Below are 16,879 nucleotides of genomic sequence, written 5' to 3' on the forward strand. Positions count from 1 at the left end.
GGAAAGCCCGGGATTGCCCAGGGTCAGTCCATCACATCACGGCATTGGAGACAAGCGAGCGAAGGTGCCCCGGAAACGCCTGTCCAGAGGAGCTTGATCGTTCAGCGGCATTCAAGGCCCTTTGCCGTCAGGATGTCATCGACCTCTGCCGACGCCAGAAATTCCGACAGGGTTCCGGCGGCTTCGGCATTGGTCGCATCGGTGCTGATACCGGTGGCAAAGTCGATATAGCTTTGCAGCTCGTCCGGAAACCGGCCGACAAGCATGACCTCGGGCGCAGCGGCAAGGATCGACGTCACGGGAACGACGCCGAGCTCTGCCTCCCCGCGTCCGACAGCCGGCGCCGTCCGGCCGCCTTCGATGGCGACAAGCCTGGGCTCGATCTCACCGTCCATTCCGAGCCGCTTCAGCAGGCCGGTGAAATAGGCGCCGCTGGTTCCGTCACTGGCATAGGCGATCGACCGGGCGGTCGTAAGGGCATGTTTGAAGGCTTCCACCGAGCCGATCTCGGGCGCACGGGTGCCCGATCGGACCGCCACTCCCATCGCTATCCGCCCGAAGGCGACCTGGCTTCCCGCCCTGATCTTGCCGAGCGCGGTCAGATCCTCGACATGATCCGGATTGGTGATGACGAGATCGAAAGCTTCGCCCGCCTCGATCTCTTTCCTGATCGCCGGATTGAGCGCCCATTTGACCGCCACCTTCAATCCCGTGGCCGCTTCGAACCGGGGAAGGAGAGCAAGGACGGCGGGCCGAACCGCAATGGCGCTGAAAAGCCGTATCTCCCCGCTCATGGCCGAGCCTCCCTTTTCAACCCAGCCGCTCCAATGCCGCCCGCATTCCGCTATGCGCCGCATCATTTCGCTGCAGCATCAGCGCCTTCGCCGCCTCGCCTGCCTTGTCCGGATGGCCGGCATTGAAGGGCGGCGACGGATCATATTCGATGCCGAGCTGGATCGCCCGCGCCACATCGGCGCCGGCAAGTTCCGCAACGATGGAAAAGGCGAAGTCGATGCCCGCCGTCACCCCGCCCGAGGTGATGATATTGCCGTCGCGCACGATGCGCGCCTTTTCATGGGTGGCGCCCACCAGGGGAAGCAGGTCGGTATAGGCCCAATGCGTCGCCGCTCGCCGACCCCTGAGCAGACCGCTGGCACCCAGCAGAAATGCGCCGGTGCAGACCGAGGTCGCATATTGCGCCTGCCTGCCCTGATGGCCGATGAAATCCACCGTCTCGGCATCGCCCAGCGCCTCGACGACCCCTGCCCCGCCGGGCACGCAGATCAGGTCCAGCGCCGGGCAGGTCTCGAATGTTTCGGTCGGCAGGAAGCTCAGGCCCCGATCGCTCGGCACCGGCTGCAGGCTTCTGGCGATGACATGCGTCCTGGCGCCGGGAAACCTCGAAGGCGCCGAGAGCGAAGGCGGCGTCGAGAGCCTGCTCAGCACTTCGAACGGCCCGGTGAAATCGAGCTGCGTGATGCCGGGAAAGATCACGAAACCAAGGTTGAAATCAGCCATGCCACATCTCCTCCGAAATGATGCATGCGAATCCTGGGCGAAATCATCTCACTTGCGGCCGATGGCTGCAATGGGCGACAGCAGGCTCGTGAAACTTGCCGCCATCCAGGACGCTGCCAAAGTGAGGTCGGCATCATCGGGTGCGAGGCCGTGTCCGGCCTCCAGCGCATGATGGGTGACATCGGCATTGGCCGCGGAAAGCTGCTCCGCAAGCTGCAGGGCATGGCGCGGCTGGCGCCTGCTGTCGTTGAGGCCCGACAGGATGAGCACCGGCTTTGCCGATAGATCCGGAAAGGCGAAACCCTCCGAGATCACCTGCGGGCGCAGCAGGATCGCACCGACGAACAGGTGCGGCGCAACGGCAAGCAGAGCCGTGGCAAAAATCGCCCCGCTGGAATATCCGACAGCGAGCATCGTCTCACTGCCGGATGCGCAAACGAAGCCGGCGGGGGACACGCTGTCTCTCGCGAGGTCCAGAAGCTCTTCCTCGGGTATGCTGAAATCCGGGCGGCGTTTGAAAAATGTGAAACCGTCGCCATCGGGGAAAGTCCCCTCTGGACAGATAGACGAAACATCAGGCGCGAGTTTTTCAATAAAACTCCGGATGAAGGCCGGGTGGCCGGACGACCCGTGAAGGCCGAGAAGTGCAAACATCAGGTCGTTCCGATCAAGTCGACCGCGGTCATGACGGAGGCAAGGAATCCGAAAATATCGGCGGAGGTAGACATGGTGGCGGGCCGCGGCCAAAGTCAATGCATGTAGCAGGCTCTCAAGAGCGCAGGAGCAACCGTTGAACAAAAGACTATCCGCAGACCTCCACCGGATCCTGATCTTCGGAAATGGCGGAACCGGAAAGACATGGCTTGCTCGCAAGCTCGGAACCTTGCTTGAGCGTCCGGTCATTCATCTCGATGATCTGCGCTGGGCTCCGGGCTATTACGGCATTGCGCGGGACAACCAGCTTGTCGCCAACGAAGTGATCGACGCAGCCAAAGCCGACATCTGGTTGATGGAGGGCGTTTACGGCTGGCTGGCAAACGTCGTCCTGAACCGGGCGACATCCCTTGTCTGGATCGATCTGCCGGAAGACGAATGTATCGCCAATGTCAGGACCAGAGGCATTCAGGGCGGTGAGAGCCAAGAGGCTTTCGAAGAGCTGATCAAATGGATCGGAGAATACCGTCTGCGCAATAACTCCACCTGCCATGCGGCGCATGCGCGATTGTTCGGAGCCTTTGACGGGCCGAAGATCATCCTCACGAACCGGGCTGAAATCGGCTCGTATCTGGAGAGCCTGAACCACAGGATTCCAGGCGATATCACCGGGGAGTGACCAGGCATCGTCCGCCCATCGGCATCGAACATTCACCACGCCTACAAGGTCCCGGCCGGGACGCTATATCCGGTTCTGCACTCCATGAAGAGGAAAGTTCATCTCGCCTCGCGAACCGAGCGAGTGGCCGAACATATCGCCGGATAGACAAGGCCACACCCTATGTCGTGGCAGGTCTGAAGATGGCCGGAGTGCCGTTTCGCGAGGGCTTCGGCGAAATCAATTCATGAGGGAGCAACGACCTGAAGGAGGAATTGATATGGCTACTGTCAGCGTTCGTTACATCGTCGACGACGTCGATGCAGCGATTGCATTCTATACGCAGTCGCTCGGCTTTACGCTCGCCATGCATCCGGCTCCGAGTTTCGCCATGCTGACCAGAGGCGATCTTCGCCTGCTGGTGAACGCAACGACGGGACCGGGCGGCGCGTCCCAGCCCATGCCGGATGGACGCCGGCCTGCACCCGGCGGCTGGAACCGCATCCAGATAGAGGTCGACAATATCGAAGCCGAGGTCGAACGCCTGCGCACATCAGGCGCCAGATTTCGCAACGACATCGTGCCGGGGATAGGCGGCAAGCAGATCCTCGTCGACGACCCCGCGGGCAATCCCATCGAATTGTTCGAGCCGCCCCAAAAGTAGCTTGCGGGACTCCAAGTGGCCGGAATACGCGCGCTGGCCTTTCGTCAACGGTGGGCATAGCCCTAGCCAACGATCCGGAACCGAAAGACGACGAGTGTTCATTCGCCGTCGATCTCTACTGCTAGTAAGATCCCGATAGCGGCCATTCCAGAGAAGTCGAAGGCGTGCCGCCTCGCTTACTCTTTCAAAGACACATGCCGTGCATCAATCCTGAGGAGGAATGACGCGCCGATGGTGATCACACCTATTGTCGCGAAGGTAAGCGGCAAGCTGATTTCGGCCAGCGCGCCCGTGACCATGCCCATGGCGGCAACATAAGCACCGCTCAACATGCTGATGATGGACAGCACAGTCGTTCTTCTGCTGCTGTCGATATGGCGATTGATGTAATCCGAGAAAATGGGACGTTGCAACGTGGCGGCCCCGAAGGTCGCTACGAAGGTCAATACCGCAGGCCACGAAGAGCTGCTGAAGGCCAGTGCGATGTATAGCAGACCGGGCAGCAATGTCGCAGTGAACAGCGCCCAACGGATGCCCAGGATGCGCTCCAGGACATGGGCGAAGTGACTGCTGGCCGCGCCCAGCAAGGATCCCAGCGCCAGACTCAATCCCAGCCAGTCCGCACCAACACCGGCGGCCAGCAGGTGAGGCTGATAGAAGGTGATAAGATAGGCCGTCAACGGATTGGCGAGGACCGACAATGCAACGATCCGCCGGAGTTTGCGGTTGCTGTACAGGAGGAACAGACCACTGGACAGGATTGCAAATGCGCCCTCTTCCTCGCGCGCAATGTCGTCTTCAGGCTCCCGTAGAAGCAACGAAACAAGGAGAGCGATGGCGACAGAGCCGATGGTCATGACAATCAGGTAGATATAGCTGTTCATGGTCAGATCGCGGGCGATATGCCCGCCTACCACTGCCCCGGCAATCATCGCCAACTGCGCTGAGGCACCGTTCTGCCCCATGACCCTTTGCATTGAGCCTTCCTGGTTACGCTGCCTGAGCGTATCGTACATGATCGACTCGAGGCAGCCGGAGGAGAAGGCGAACCCGACGCCTCCGAGGACCGCGCTGGCGACGAAGAGCGGATAGACGTCCGCATAAACGAAAACGATCTCGCCAGATAGCTGCAGCGCCAACGCCAGAACGATGGCCCATTTGCGCCCGATCCGATCAGCCAGGATACCGGATGGAACCTCCGAAACCGCCATAATGATGACGACTACTGCCCAGAGCGAGTTGATCTGGACGAAGTCCAATCCTCGTCCCTGGTAATAGAGAGTGGCGATAGGATGGTAGAAATATAGTGCGCCGAAAAAGGCTATCGCATGAAGCGCTGCAATATTGCCTCGAAAGCACGAGGCGAAGGATGAAGAATGCATGTAGACCTGCCGGCATCAAAGAGTTCGGATCGTCAAACGCTTTGAGTTACAGACCTGCCATGCCACCCCTCCGTTGCTGATTATCAGCGTTGCATGAATGGCTTGGCGACGCAACCGGCTTGTCCGTCGCGTCAAAGAACTGCGGCCGCCTGCTCGGTTCCCGTGGCAAGGCCGTTTCGCCACATCTTTATCTTTGACGGCCGTCTGACATCTACCGTTCCTCACAAAAAGCGGACGGCAACCCACCCCATCTCGGCCATTCGCGTTTTAGGGGTTCACGGCGTAGTGTTCGAAAATCCGGCAGTTCGAAACAGGGGAATTTTTGAATGGACGACGCGTGGAAGGTGCTCGAATCCAGGACGATCCTGCAGGATCGCTGGCTGAATCTACGCGCCGACGACTGCCTGACGCCTGACGGAGTGAGGATTTCTCCCTATTACGTGATGTCCTATCCCGATTGGGTCAATATCGTTGCGATCACCCCGGATGACCGCCTTTTGCTCGTTCGCCAATATCGGCATGCGGCGGGCAGGTTCTTCCTGGAAATACCGGGAGGCGGCCTCGACGCACAGGACGTCGACAGCGAAAAGGCAGCCCGTCGCGAACTGGAGGAAGAGACGGGGTACATTGCCCAAGACTGGCAATTGATCAGCAGCCTTTATCCGAACCCGGCCTCTCACACGAACCGTCTTCACACCTATCTCGCAACCGGCGCCGAGCGCAGGCACCAGCAACGCCTCGATGCCGGCGAAGAAGGGCTGACCGTTCATGCCCTTCCCATACCGGAGGTGCTGGACGGGTTGCAGGCCGGCCTGATCGGGCAGGCTCTTCACGTGTCGTCTATTCTTCTGGCGCTCCGGGTCGCCGGACGGCTGAGGTAATAAGCCGGGCACGTTGCCGATCCCTGGGGCCGGGCGGCCTTTGAGAAAAAGACCCCTCCCCAACCCCTCCCCACAAGTGGGAGGGGCTAACCCGCGGCACCGCCTCACACCTCCGAAACGTCGAATTTTGGGAAAGTCGGTGCGGCAAGTTAAGCCCCTCCCCCTTGTGGGGAGGGGTCTTCCGGACCGGCAGATCGACGCTGTTATCACCGTCCCGCGACGAGCGTGACGAGAAGCTCGTCCAGTTGCTCGAACTGCTCGGGCATCCCGCCCTCCGCCCCGGAATTGGCGTCGAACGCTTCCTTCGAGGGATAGAGTTCATGCAGCACCAGCAGCGTCTTGCCGTCTTTTTCCGCGAAAGTCACCGTGGTGATGGCAGCGTCATCGCTTTCCTCATTCGTCCAGACCAGGCGCGCGTTCGGTATCACTTCGAGATACTTGCCGAAGAATTCCATGGCGCTCGAGGCATCGTGGCCAAACGCAATACGGTAGCCGCCTCCGACGCGAACATCCATGCTGCAGGAAAGCATGGGCACGCCCATCGACTTCGGCGCCCACCACCGCATGAACAGCTCGGGCTTGGTCCACGCTTGAAACACGATATGTGCCGGACCGTTGAAGGTTCTGACAACGACGAGCTCACGCTCGGACGTCCGTTCCACCGTCGTGGGGTTCTTCATGGGGGTAGGCTTACTCTCCATCGACCTTCTCCTTCCGTTTCAGTTCCTCGACAACCTTGTCCAACTCGTCGAAGCGCGCGTCCCAGAGCTGGCGATACGCCTCGATCCATGCCGCCTCTTCCTCCAGCCGGCGCAGGCCGAGCCTGCAGGTCCGTACGCGCCCGATCTTCTCAGTGGTGACGAACCCCGCCTGTTCCAGGACGCCGACATGCTTCTTCATGCCCGTCAACGTCATCTGGAACGTCTCGGCAAGGTCCGTGATCGAAGCGTCAGCGCGCCCGAGCTGCTCCAGAATACCGCGCCGGGTGGCGTCCGAGAGCGCGGCGAACGAGGCATCGAGATGGGCTTTTGCATACTGAACCATTCGGTTCAGTATCTAACACATGGATGGGCGGCATGCAAGGGAACCAACCGGGCTGCGCCGGTGGCCGCCTCCCCTCAAAACCGATCCCGCATTTCGCCAATTCCGGTTGCCCCTGATCTCATATGGGAACAATATACCCCCGCGATGCGAGATCGCCCCTCGGCGGAAGCCGACCGTGGCGACGACAGTCGATGTGTTTCACTTGATCCAAGCATGGAATTTCTCGCGGCTATGTCGGCTTTCGCGATCGTAACCTGGAACTCCGGCCCAAGAGGGTCGCGGGAGGAGAACGCGTTATGAAAATCGTCCTTATCGGAGGCACCGGCCTCATCGGATCGAAGACCGCAGCGCGCCTGCGCGACAAGGGCCACGAGGTGCTGGCCGCATCCCCGAAAACCGGCGTCAATACCATTTCCGGGGAAGGACTGGTGAGCGCGCTGGCCGGGGCCGAAGTGGTCGTCGATCTTGCAAACTCACCGTCCTGGGAAGATCAGGCGGTCCTGGACTTCTTCGAAACATCGGGCCGCAATCTGCTCGCCGCAGAACGCGATGCCGGCGTAAAACATCATATCGCCCTGTCCATCGTCGGATCGGAACGGCTGCCGGAGAACGGCTATTTCAGGGCCAAGCTTGCCCAGGAAAGGCTCATCAAGGGATCGTCGATCCCGTACACGATCATTCATTCGACCCAGTTCATGGAATTCTTGAAAGGCATCGCCGACGAAGCGACCGTCGGGACTGTTGCCCGGCTCTCTCCTGCAGCCTTCCAGCCCATAGCGTCTGATGACGTTGCCGACATCGTGGCGGACGTTGCGCTTGCAAGGCCGATCAACGGGATGATCGAAATTGCAGGACCGGAGCGCTTCCCCATGAACGAGATCATCGGCCGTTACCTGAAGGCGATCAATGATCCGCGGGCCGTCGAGGCGGATGTTCACGCGCGCTATTTCGGGGCTGAACTCGATGATCGCTCGCTCGTGCCCGGCGAGGGTGCGAGGCTCGGCAAGATCGGTTTTGCAGACTGGTTTCGCCAGTCTGCGCAATCCAGGTAGCGTGAGGCTCCCGGCAACCGGGCCACGCGATCTTTCAATGGCTTGCGGGCTCGAAACGCATTTTTGCAACGGCAACGAAGAGGGTTACGATAATGAATTTTGCCCTATCCGCATTGCTGGTGTCAGCCAGCATCTGTCTCTCCGCCACTGTGGCTGCCGCCGCCGAAGACACTGCCAAAGTAACATCGCTCATGAGCAAAAACCTTCCCGACTATCCGGGCAAGGAAGGGCTCATGATTTCGGTCGAATACGGGCCGGGAGGCTCCTCGCCGGTTCACAAGCACGAGGCGGACGCGTTCGTCTACGTTCTGGAGGGCTCGATTGTGATGCAGGTCAAGGGAGAAAAGGAAGTTACCCTCTCTCCGGGGGATACGTTCTACGAGAGCCCTTCCGACATTCACCTGATCAGCCGCAACGCGAGCAAGACGAAACCGGCGAAGTTCATCGTCCTGCTGGTCAAGAAAAAGGGCGCTCCGGTGGTGATGCCTGTGAAATGACATCAGGCCTGCGAGCGCCGATGACGAAGCTTTGTGGTGCCGGCCCAACCAGTGCCGGCATTATCAGGGCTTTTTGATCGTTGCGATGCAGGGCGGGAACGAAAACACGGAGCGGATCGATGAAAGTTACGGTCATGGGAGCGAGCGGGCGCATCGGAACGCGCCTCGTTGAAAGCCTCCGCCAGGCGGGGGCCGAAGTCGTCCTTGCATCCCCCACGTTCGGAGTGAACAGCGTGACGAGGGAAGGCCTTAGGACTTCGCTCACGGGAGCGGACGCCGTCATCGACGTCACCAACGCTGCATCCTTCGGAGACAATTCCGCATTGGAGTTCTTCAGGACGTCAACCCGAAATCTCCTGGCCGCCTCTGCAGATGCAGGGGTCGGCCACTATCTCGCCCTGTCGATCGTAGGGACCCCTCGCCTCGTCGAGAGCGGCTATTTCCGCGCAAAGATGGTGCAGGAGAACCTGATCAAGGCGGCCCGGCGGCCCTATACGCTTGTCCACTCGACGCAATTCTTCGAGTTCATCAGCGGCGTGATCGACATGGCGGCGGACGATGACGGTATCCGGCTCCCTTCCGCCTCTGTGCGGCCGATAGCTGCTGACGACGTCGCGGAGGTGCTTACCCTGTTGGCTTTGGCGGCCCCGATGAACGATACGGTGGAAATAGCGGGGCCGGAGCAGTTCGCCCTCGATGAAATCGCCCGCATGCTCGTCGCAGCAAACGAAGACATGCGCCCGGTGATCACCGACGAGACCGCGCGCTACTATGGCGTCGAACTGAACGACGACACATTGCTGCCGCCTCACCCCGCCCATGTCGGTCCTGTCAGGTTCGAAGACTGGCTGAACCAGTCGATGGCCAGCTAAAGCATGTCGCGCAAAAGTGTGCGGCGGTTTTGCGATAACGACATGCGAAAAACAAAGACTTAAAGCGTGGCAAGCGAATCTGAAAGATCGCGACACGCTTTAGGGGTCAATCCCGGCCGGAGGACTTCACCGCATGGCGTCTGCTATCCGTAGCAAGGCTGCATATATGATCTCCGGATCACCTGGTGCGACGGCATTTCGGGCCAGGCCTTCGGCGTTGGCGACAATCTCGTGGGCCGCACGCAATGCTGAGCGCCCATCCGGCGTAAGTTCGGTCGTCAGGACCCTGCCATGGACCGGGTGGGCCATCCGCCTGATGAGGCCATCCCGTTCGAGTGTCGCTATGATGGACTGCATCGTCTGCGGTGTGACGAAAGCCCGCCGCGCAAGCTCCGCACTCGACAAGCCCGCGCTGAACTCAAGCCCCGCCAGCACCGAATATTGTGGCGTCGTCAATCCGATGTTTCGAAGCTGGGTGTCGAGATGGCCGCGCAGCGCTTGCTGCGCCCGCTTCAGCGCATACCCGAGCGAACGGTAGGTGTCATCAACAGGCGGATCAATCAGGCTGGACATATCAGGGCCCTTATACTATATCAGGGCCCTGACGATACTGCGTCAGGGATAAAAAGGAAAGATCGCTCATGCCTCGCCTCATTGGACCGGATTTCATCGGGATACAGACGAAGGATCTGGACGCCGCACGGACCTTCTATCGGGACATTGTCGGGCTTACGCCATCGGCAAAGGCTCCTCCGGGCGCGGTTGTTTTCGAAACGCATCCCATCCCATTCGCCGTCCGTACACCTATCGAGGACTTTGACGACACGCAGAAGCCAGGGGTTGGAATCGCGATCTGGTTTGGCTGCGACGACGCTGACGAATTGCACGCTCATCTGTGCGAGCGCGACGTGCGGATAGCTTTTCCACCGAAAGACGGCCCGTTCGGACGCTATTTCGCCTTCGTCGATCCATTTGGCTATACGATCACCGCGCATACCGTCCCGACAAACTGACGGCATCCAAAGAGCGCGGGCACTCCCACACTTCGGCTGCGTGCCGACGGCCAACGGCAACGTCCCAAGGTGGTCAGCCTGCGTTCGTTTCTTCCGGGGGCCGTCCATAAGCACCGAGAATGGCCGCGACTAGACCCGGGAATCGTTTATCGACTTCCTGGCAGCGCGAATGGTTGCGCATCTCCACGCCATGACGCTCGCCCCGGATAAGGCCGGCCTCACGCAGCACTTTCATATGCTGCGACAGCGATGATTTAGGGATGACGCGCCCGCCGAGATTGGAAAGCGCAGTGCATGTGCCGGTTGAACCGACGCCCGCGATCTGAGCGAAGATCGCCACGCGCTCCGGATCGGAGAGCGCATACAGGATCGCCTCCGGCTTCAAATCCTCGACGGCTGGATGAATGAGCGGTCTCATGAATTTTTATATAGGGCTACTTGAAATCAAGATCAACAGTTCCGAATTTCTGAACTATGGAACAATGCCGTCAACCCCGGCGGCAATCCAGGTCGAAAGGAATTGATATGTCGAAACTCGCTGGAAAAGTCGCCCTTGTGACGGGCGCCTCCAAGGGCATCGGTGCCGCCATTGCCAAGGCGCTCGCCGCGGAGGGTGCACACGTCGCGGTCAATTACGCGTCGAGCAAGGCGGGAGCAGATGATGTCGTCAAGACGATCGTCGCAGCCGGCGGCAAGGCCATCGCGGTACAGGGCGATGTTTCGAAGGCGGAACAGGCAAAGGGATTGGTCGACGCCACGGTCAAGGAATTCGGCCGTCTCGACGTGCTGGTCAACAATTCCGGCGTCTACGAGTTCGGGGCGATCGAAGAGATTACCGAGGAACACTATCACCGCCAGTTCAACGTGAACGTTCTCGGCCTGCTGCTGACCACCCAGGCCGCCGTCAAACACATTGGCGAAGGCGGCAGCGTGATCAACATTTCCTCCGTGGTGACCAGCATGGCTCCGCCCGCCTCCGCCGTCTATACCGGCACCAAGGGAGCGGTGGACGCCATCAACAGCGTGCTTGCCAAGGAGCTAGGCCCGCGCAAGATCCGCGTCAACGCCATCCTCCCCGGCATTGTCGAGACCGAAGGCACGCATACCGCAGGCGTCATCGGCTCCGATTTCGAGCACACCGCCGTGGCCCAGACCCCGCTTGCGCGCATCGGCCAGCCCGACGACATCGCCAAGGTCGCGGTCTTCCTCGCTTCTGACGATGCCGGCTGGCTGACCGGCGAGCGACTGACTGCCGCCGGCGGTTTTCGCTGATCGTCGATTGATACTGTGCGTGCTCTTTCATGGGGCACGCACCCTGCCCCCGTTGCTCAGTCGGGAAGCTCTTCCCAGACTTCGGAATAAGCCTTGAAGCCGATGCGCTCGTAGGTGGCTTTGGCCTTCGGATGATCCCAGGTATCCGTGTGTAGCCATACGCGCTCAGGTCGATGGTTCCATATCGCCCGCAGCGACCAATCCAGCAGATAGGGTCCGAGACGCCGGCCCTGGGCATCGGGGATCAGGCCAAAGTGCTTTAGCTCCACATCCCCCGCGCCGACGCCCGCAAACTCGCACAGCCCGACCGATCGTCCCTCGTGCCGCAAAATGTAGAGCGCCGTGGAACCGTCGCGCAGGAACGCCAGAAGTCCTTCCCTCGTCATCCGCAGACGCTCGTCCCATCGCAGGGGCGTCCCTATGGCTCGATAAAGGCGCAGATAATCGTCCGCATCAGGACGTTCCCTGGCGATAGCGGCGCCCGCAAGCGGAGACGACAGCGCAGCCCCGGTCGGAGGCGCAAGCTGTTCCATATATGTGACGAGAAGACGGACCATGGATGCGGGGGACTCAGCAACCGCCGATCGATAGCAGACCCCGTTGATGAAATCGACGTCTCACATGCCTTTGACGTCGCTCCTCCCTTTGCTGACGGGATGAAGGCCGCAGATCATGATAACAAGGCGCAAAGCGCGATACTCAGCGCCGATCGGGGGAGCCAGGCCAGAATGACGCTGACCTTGCCCCAGTAATCGAGGTGTACTCCTCGACGTAATCCTCTCCGATTTAAGGATTATGCAGTAGCCCGCAGCGCTATTGCTGCTGCTGCGCCGGCGGCGGGGTGCCGATCTTTTCCAGAACCTTCTTGGCAAGAGCCGGGTCGCTTTGTGCGGCTGTCAGAATCGTCGAGTATTCCTCGACAGAGATGTCCTTGGAGGCTTCGACGGTGTCGACCATCTGCTTCTTGGCTTCGTCCTGCAGCTTTTGCTTCGCAGCCTCGTCCTTCGTCGCGCCGATTTTGGCCGAATATTCCTGCCTGACCTTGTCGACCTGCAGATAGGCAACGGCAAAGGCCTCGATTTTCTGATCGCTGACAGGGGCGGCTGCACCATTGTCGCCGCTCTGCCCCTGCATCGGCGCCTGGCCCTGCATCGGCGCCTGGCCCTGCGCCGGCGGCTGCTGTTGCGCCTGGGCCATGTCCACGGCGGATGCCGGGCTGAAAGCAAGCAGGCTGAAGACCGCAGCGGTCATCGTTGCGACGGGTGTGTAACGAGTGATCATAGTCATTCCTTTTCACGTGCATGATTTGATCGGCAGCAGGACCGCCTCGGTCGATCGCTCAGCCGCTAGAGGCTGGCGAGGTCGCGACGATGGACCTTTAAGAGGGCACGGTGCGGCGGTGGCGGGGCAATTTGCTGACGATTGAGCGGCAGCTTTGTGACCGTCGACATGCCGGCCGGCGCGGATAAATCCGGTGCCAGTTCACGAGGCTGGCGTTCCTGGGAGGCCTCCCGCCGGGACGTTCCATCCGGAGATGGATCTCGGACCAGGCCGACTCAAGCCCTCTGCCATGACATCGGATCAGCCTGCAAGCGTTAGCCAATCGCCGATCGTCGTTCCATGATGCCGCGTGGAACGCGCAGCCGGAATGGCAGGGCGGTCGGTTGCCACGGTTCTTCGGACTTCGCGCGGGCTAAGCCCGAATTCGTGGCTGAAAGCACGCGTAAAATTGGCGGCGACGGCGAAACCGGCAGCCTCCGCAATCTCGGAGATCGGCCTGTTGTCGGCCGGGTTGCCAAGATCCGCATAGGCCTGCAGCAGTCGCCGTTTGCGGATATAATTAAGCACTCCCCCGTTCGCTTCGAACAGTTGGTAGAGCCGCGTGCGCGAGATGCCCAATGCGCGGCAAATAGCGTCGGGTGTCAGATTGTCTGATTGCAGGTTGAGGTGAATGTAGCGATGCGCCCGCTCCATCATTCCCACCCTGGCTTGGACTTGCCCCGTATCCGATTTTATGGATGAGGCAGCACATGCAACGACCATGTCGGCGATCGTCTGTATGATGCGCGGTACCTCCCCGGCCGTCAGGTTGCCCAGCTTCGTTTCCAGACCGGCGATATAGCTGACGAGCAATTCAGCCAGGCTACCGGACAGAAGCGTATTGTTGACACCCTGGAGAAGGCTTGCATCCACGGCCAGCAATTCATAGGGCAGGAAGACAAGCATGGCGTCGCAATCGGTCATCCGCCCGCGATAGGGATAACCGAGAGATCTGAAAAACACCTCGCCGGCACCGGTTTCCGTGACGTGACGGCTGACCTCGTTCCATATCCGGCCGCTGCGAGGCAGGCCGACGTTCCAATGGTCTATCGGGCTCGAACGGAGCATGGATTGATCGCGGACATAGCTATGCGCCTGGGCGCGCTGCTGGACGATGAGCATGCCGCCGAGATGCCAGCCGATCTGTTCGGCAAGAAACCCGTCGTCGGGTGATTTTCCATCCGGCAGATGGACACTGACGAGAGGCGCCATATGCGCACGCCAGGCCTGGAACTGGTCTTTCGGCGGCAAATCCCAAGTCGAGAAACGCAAGGGCACAAGCGCAGGCGCAGCATCCAGGCGTTGGTCCTTCTCCGTGGCCGGTTCGCGCGGCCAGCGCCGCCGCTCCAGGTGGGCCGGCCATGCCTGCCCCGCAGCGGGGTCATCTCCAGATCCAGAACCCGTAACCATCCAATCCCTCCAGCGTAACAACCGATCCGACCGGGCCGTTGAAACTGAGAGTGAACAATCGTTTTTGCGGCAAAATCGCCGCCGGAAACCGCCCTAGCCGGGAATCGGCGAGCAGCCACGTCCATAAGTTGTTTATCATACTCCCTTTGGAGCAGAAATGTACGGTGCGATAATTTTCAGGACGCGCGGATAACGACAATTGCGTCCCATGGCTGTATTTAAATAAGCACGGTCATTTCCCGAATGAAGACGGAATAGACCAGAATATTTCACCGGCCAGCGCCGCGTTAAAACGTGGAAGTCTTAGGTGAAACGATAAAAATTCAAGACAAAACATGAGAATACGAGGAGGTAGTCGTGAACTATCCGGGCAATATTCGTGCGTCTTCTGCATAGGCTTCGGCCTATTCGGAGACTCTTCGTCACACAACCCGCAGCCGCCAAAAAGAATAGTTATAACCGGCTGTGCAGGCTTCCTTGATCACTCAACTGGGGGAGGATTGAGGCGATCGTTGGCAAGGCCATGTGAGACGAAGCGAGGGGTTGCGCGCAAATTCAGGCGCCATTTGTCTATGCGTAGGAGCCTGATGCTGAAGCGCAACCCCATTCCATCGATTTCAAGAGAGTTCTGATGCGAGCTGCCCGCTCATGGGCAAACGGAGGCTAAGATGATCACTACCGATAACCAGAACCACATCGAATTGAAACCGGCTTCGAACTGCAGACGGGAAGTCGAAATCGCCATGATGGGAATGCTCACCAATCTGCAGACCCGTGGATGGTCAGCCGCCGAACTGGCACTGGCGCTTGCGGATGCCTCGGAAGAGCTCGTGATGCTGATCGCCAGCAAAAAACTGAGATCGAATTAAGCATTCAAGCCGGATCGCTATGCTTTTGCGGGCGTGATGAAGCCAAGGACGTTGGCGGTGGGTTTGTCGTATCGCGTTGCGATACGACACCGCCCGGAAGCGAGTTGAAGGTGACAGATGCGGCMCGGCCACATCAACGGTCGAAGCAGACACGGCGATTGACCGGAAGGTCTGCCACTATCGAGAAACGTCACAAGCCGCCTGTCGCCCGCGTCGCCTCCACCGAGGAACGACCCCGCCCCGCCACCGAACCCACGCCAGCCATCACGGCAGCAGCAAAATGCTGCCTGCCGACCGCCCCGTTTCCATTTCCTCATGCGCCTTCGCAACCTCGGCCAGCCCGTATTCCGCTGATATCTCGCAGACGATGCCCCGCTCCATCGCGGCGATTGCCGCCTGCGCCGCGTCGCGGTATCGGCCGACATCGGCGCACCAGGCCATGATGCTCGGATGCGAGAGCGATTTGCCCGGCCGAAGCTCCTCGACGGCAACGGGTGGAATGGGGCCGGCGGCCTGGCCGATGGTGATGGCCGTGCCGAAGGGGCGCACGGAGCGGATGCTTTTCAGGAGCATATCGCCGCCGATGCCGTCATAGGCAACATCGACGCCGTTGCCGCCCGTCAGCTGCTTTACTTCGGCAACAATATCGGCCCCTCGCCCGACAATCAGATGGTCCGCGCCATAGGAAGTGGCGAGTGCCGCCTTCTCCGGCGAACTGACCGTCCCGATGACGGTGGCATTAAGCGATTTCGCCCATCGCACGAGAATGCTGCCGAGCCCGCCGGCGGCGGCGTGGATCAGCACGGTGCTGCCCTGCCCGACATTGGTGACCTTCTTCAGCAGCATATAGGCCGTCATGCCCTTGAGCAGCGAGCTTGCGGCCACCTTGGCGGAGACCGCATCGGGAAGCGCAATCACCCGTTCGGCTGCCATGATGCGGGTGGAGGCATAGGCGCCGGCCGGCGGGCCGGCATAGGCGACGCGGTCGCCCGGTGCAAACTCCGTGACATCGGCGCCGACCTCTTCGACGACACCCGCGGCCTCGACACCGATGACGGCGGGATAGGAGGGCAGCGCATAGAGGCCCTTGCGGTGATAGACATCGAGGAAATTGGTGCCGACAGCCTGATGGCGGATCCTGACCTCACCGGGACCGGGAGACTCTGACGGCTGATCCTGCAGCCGGAACTGGGTGACATCGCCGGGGGCGTTCAGCAGGACGATCTGGTCGGGCATCGGTCATCTTCCTTTGTCTGGGGCCGCGTTATGGGGAGAAACTAGCCGATAGCGCTATGTGTGAAAATTCCCTATTGTCGCACAATGATTGGGAAAGAATTCACACAGATCGACTGGGACGACCTGAGGCACTTCCTGGCGCTGGCGCAGGCGGGAACCTTCCTCGGCGCGGCAAGACAGATCGGCGTCGAGCACGCCACGATCAGCCGGCGCATTGCCGCCCTTGAGAAAGATCTCGGCCGCAAGCTCGTCGACCGCCGCGGGCGGCGCATCGTCCTGACTGATGACGGCGAACAGGTTGCCAGACACGCCGCCCTCGTCGCCCAGCAGATGGCTGTTATCGAGCAACTCGGCCGCGCAAGCGCCACGGAGATGCGCGGCCATGTCAGGATCAGCGCCCCGCCGGCCCTGTCGAGYGTGCTTCTTGCAAAACCCATCGCCGCCATCAGGCGAGAGCATCCGGGCATCGAGATCACGCTCGTGGGCGAAAAGCGCCTCGCCTCGCTGAACCGCCGGGAGGCGGATATCGCAGTGCGC

At 60.5% G+C, this 16,879-nt stretch carries 22 protein-coding genes; 10 read left to right on the forward strand and 12 right to left on the reverse strand.

Annotation, left to right across the window (positions count from 1 at the left end; translation table 11 throughout):
- Nucleotides 1–101: 101 nt before the first annotated feature.
- From AC1D35_RS14460 to AC1D35_RS14470, 3 genes are read right to left on the reverse strand one after another with little or no spacing between them, the layout of a single operon-like run.
- Nucleotides 102–794, reverse strand: coding sequence for a substrate-binding domain-containing protein (locus AC1D35_RS14460; protein WP_113311350.1), 693 nt, complete (start codon nucleotides 792–794; stop codon nucleotides 102–104).
- A gap of 16 nt (nucleotides 795–810) precedes the next feature.
- Complete coding sequence (locus AC1D35_RS14465; protein WP_113311351.1) at nucleotides 811–1,518, reverse strand: DJ-1/PfpI family protein; 708 nt, start codon at nucleotides 1,516–1,518, stop codon at nucleotides 811–813.
- Between the two features lie 48 nt (nucleotides 1,519–1,566).
- Nucleotides 1,567–2,172, reverse strand: a complete 606-nt coding sequence (locus AC1D35_RS14470) for an alpha/beta hydrolase family protein (protein WP_113311352.1) — start codon at nucleotides 2,170–2,172, stop codon at nucleotides 1,567–1,569.
- Between the two features lie 136 nt (nucleotides 2,173–2,308).
- Between AC1D35_RS14470 and AC1D35_RS14475 the strand changes: the two genes are divergently transcribed.
- Together AC1D35_RS14475 and AC1D35_RS14480 are read left to right on the forward strand one after the other, a co-directional pair.
- Nucleotides 2,309–2,851 (forward strand): P-loop NTPase family protein, encoded by a 543-nt coding sequence (locus tag AC1D35_RS14475; protein ID WP_477852183.1) that lies wholly within the window; start codon nucleotides 2,309–2,311, stop codon nucleotides 2,849–2,851.
- Nucleotides 2,852–3,110: 259 nt separating this feature from the next.
- Entirely contained in the window at nucleotides 3,111–3,494 is a 384-nt protein-coding gene (locus AC1D35_RS14480; protein WP_113311353.1) for a VOC family protein, read from the forward strand.
- A 176-nt stretch (nucleotides 3,495–3,670) separates the two neighbouring features.
- On the opposite strand, the gene AC1D35_RS14485 is transcribed toward AC1D35_RS14480, so the two are convergent.
- Nucleotides 3,671–4,876 carry an MFS transporter gene (locus tag AC1D35_RS14485; RefSeq protein WP_113311354.1) on the reverse strand — a complete coding sequence of 402 codons (1,206 nt, stop codon included), beginning with the start codon at nucleotides 4,874–4,876 and terminating at the stop codon, nucleotides 3,671–3,673.
- 326 nt (nucleotides 4,877–5,202) lie between these two features.
- Between AC1D35_RS14485 and AC1D35_RS14490 the strand changes: the two genes are divergently transcribed.
- Nucleotides 5,203–5,757: an NUDIX hydrolase gene (locus AC1D35_RS14490; RefSeq protein ID WP_113311355.1), complete on the forward strand. Its 555-nt coding sequence runs from the start codon at nucleotides 5,203–5,205 to the stop codon at nucleotides 5,755–5,757.
- A 206-nt stretch (nucleotides 5,758–5,963) separates the two neighbouring features.
- On the opposite strand, the gene AC1D35_RS14495 is transcribed toward AC1D35_RS14490, so the two are convergent.
- The gene (locus AC1D35_RS14495) at nucleotides 5,964–6,458 is read right to left on the reverse strand and encodes an SRPBCC family protein (protein ID WP_113311356.1); all 495 of its coding nucleotides are present in this window, start codon (nucleotides 6,456–6,458) and stop codon (nucleotides 5,964–5,966) included.
- Nucleotides 6,448–6,801: a helix-turn-helix domain-containing protein gene (locus tag AC1D35_RS14500; RefSeq protein WP_113311357.1), complete on the reverse strand. Its 354-nt coding sequence runs from the start codon at nucleotides 6,799–6,801 to the stop codon at nucleotides 6,448–6,450. Before AC1D35_RS14500 ends, AC1D35_RS14495 begins: the two co-directional genes overlap by 11 nt.
- 296 nt (nucleotides 6,802–7,097) lie before the next feature.
- Here AC1D35_RS14500 and AC1D35_RS14505 point away from each other — a divergent pair, with 296 nt between their 5' ends.
- From AC1D35_RS14505 to AC1D35_RS14515, 3 genes are all read left to right on the forward strand, one after another.
- Nucleotides 7,098–7,853, forward strand: a complete 756-nt coding sequence (locus AC1D35_RS14505) for an SDR family oxidoreductase (protein WP_113311358.1) — start codon at nucleotides 7,098–7,100, stop codon at nucleotides 7,851–7,853.
- 92 nt (nucleotides 7,854–7,945) lie between these two features.
- Entirely contained in the window at nucleotides 7,946–8,350 is a 405-nt protein-coding gene (locus tag AC1D35_RS14510) for a cupin domain-containing protein (RefSeq protein WP_477852185.1), read from the forward strand.
- Between the two features lie 119 nt (nucleotides 8,351–8,469).
- Nucleotides 8,470–9,222 carry an SDR family oxidoreductase gene (locus tag AC1D35_RS14515; protein ID WP_113311359.1) on the forward strand — a complete coding sequence of 251 codons (753 nt, stop codon included), beginning with the start codon at nucleotides 8,470–8,472 and terminating at the stop codon, nucleotides 9,220–9,222.
- Nucleotides 9,223–9,348: 126 nt separating this feature from the next.
- Here the strand turns inward: AC1D35_RS14515 and AC1D35_RS14520 are convergent, their stop codons facing one another.
- Nucleotides 9,349–9,795, reverse strand: a complete 447-nt coding sequence (locus AC1D35_RS14520) for a MarR family winged helix-turn-helix transcriptional regulator (protein WP_477833134.1) — start codon at nucleotides 9,793–9,795, stop codon at nucleotides 9,349–9,351.
- A 68-nt stretch (nucleotides 9,796–9,863) separates the two neighbouring features.
- Here AC1D35_RS14520 and AC1D35_RS14525 point away from each other — a divergent pair, with 68 nt between their 5' ends.
- Nucleotides 9,864–10,235 (forward strand): VOC family protein, encoded by a 372-nt coding sequence (locus AC1D35_RS14525; RefSeq protein ID WP_113311361.1) that lies wholly within the window; start codon nucleotides 9,864–9,866, stop codon nucleotides 10,233–10,235.
- 73 nt (nucleotides 10,236–10,308) lie between these two features.
- Here AC1D35_RS14525 and AC1D35_RS14530 read toward each other — a convergent pair whose 3' ends face one another.
- Entirely contained in the window at nucleotides 10,309–10,653 is a 345-nt protein-coding gene (locus AC1D35_RS14530) for a winged helix-turn-helix domain-containing protein (protein ID WP_113299701.1), read from the reverse strand.
- Between the two features lie 107 nt (nucleotides 10,654–10,760).
- On the opposite strand from AC1D35_RS14530, the gene AC1D35_RS14535 reads away from it, so the two are divergent.
- On the forward strand, nucleotides 10,761–11,507 hold the full coding sequence (locus tag AC1D35_RS14535) for a glucose 1-dehydrogenase (RefSeq protein WP_113311362.1): 747 nt from the start codon (nucleotides 10,761–10,763) through the stop codon (nucleotides 11,505–11,507).
- A gap of 56 nt (nucleotides 11,508–11,563) precedes the next feature.
- Here AC1D35_RS14535 and AC1D35_RS14540 read toward each other — a convergent pair whose 3' ends face one another.
- From AC1D35_RS14540 to AC1D35_RS14550, 3 genes are all read right to left on the reverse strand, one after another.
- Nucleotides 11,564–12,064: a GNAT family N-acetyltransferase gene (locus AC1D35_RS14540; protein ID WP_113311363.1), complete on the reverse strand. Its 501-nt coding sequence runs from the start codon at nucleotides 12,062–12,064 to the stop codon at nucleotides 11,564–11,566.
- 256 nt (nucleotides 12,065–12,320) lie between these two features.
- Complete coding sequence (locus tag AC1D35_RS14545) at nucleotides 12,321–12,788, reverse strand: DUF4168 domain-containing protein (RefSeq protein WP_113311364.1); 468 nt, start codon at nucleotides 12,786–12,788, stop codon at nucleotides 12,321–12,323.
- 300 nt (nucleotides 12,789–13,088) lie between these two features.
- Nucleotides 13,089–14,237, reverse strand: coding sequence for a helix-turn-helix domain-containing protein (locus AC1D35_RS14550; protein WP_113311365.1), 1,149 nt, complete (start codon nucleotides 14,235–14,237; stop codon nucleotides 13,089–13,091).
- 668 nt (nucleotides 14,238–14,905) lie between these two features.
- Here AC1D35_RS14550 and AC1D35_RS14555 point away from each other — a divergent pair.
- Nucleotides 14,906–15,106, forward strand: a complete 201-nt coding sequence (locus tag AC1D35_RS14555) for a hypothetical protein (protein ID WP_113299706.1) — start codon at nucleotides 14,906–14,908, stop codon at nucleotides 15,104–15,106.
- 264 nt (nucleotides 15,107–15,370) lie between these two features.
- Here the strand turns inward: AC1D35_RS14555 and AC1D35_RS14560 are convergent, their stop codons facing one another.
- Complete coding sequence (locus AC1D35_RS14560; protein WP_113311366.1) at nucleotides 15,371–16,342, reverse strand: quinone oxidoreductase family protein; 972 nt, start codon at nucleotides 16,340–16,342, stop codon at nucleotides 15,371–15,373.
- Between the two features lie 84 nt (nucleotides 16,343–16,426).
- Between AC1D35_RS14560 and AC1D35_RS14565 the strand changes: the two genes are divergently transcribed.
- Nucleotides 16,427–16,879: LysR family transcriptional regulator (locus AC1D35_RS14565; protein ID WP_477938780.1), on the forward strand; the 453-nt coding region annotated here is incomplete at its 3' end.

Source organism: Rhizobium sp. P1_E6, from assembly GCF_056405875.1.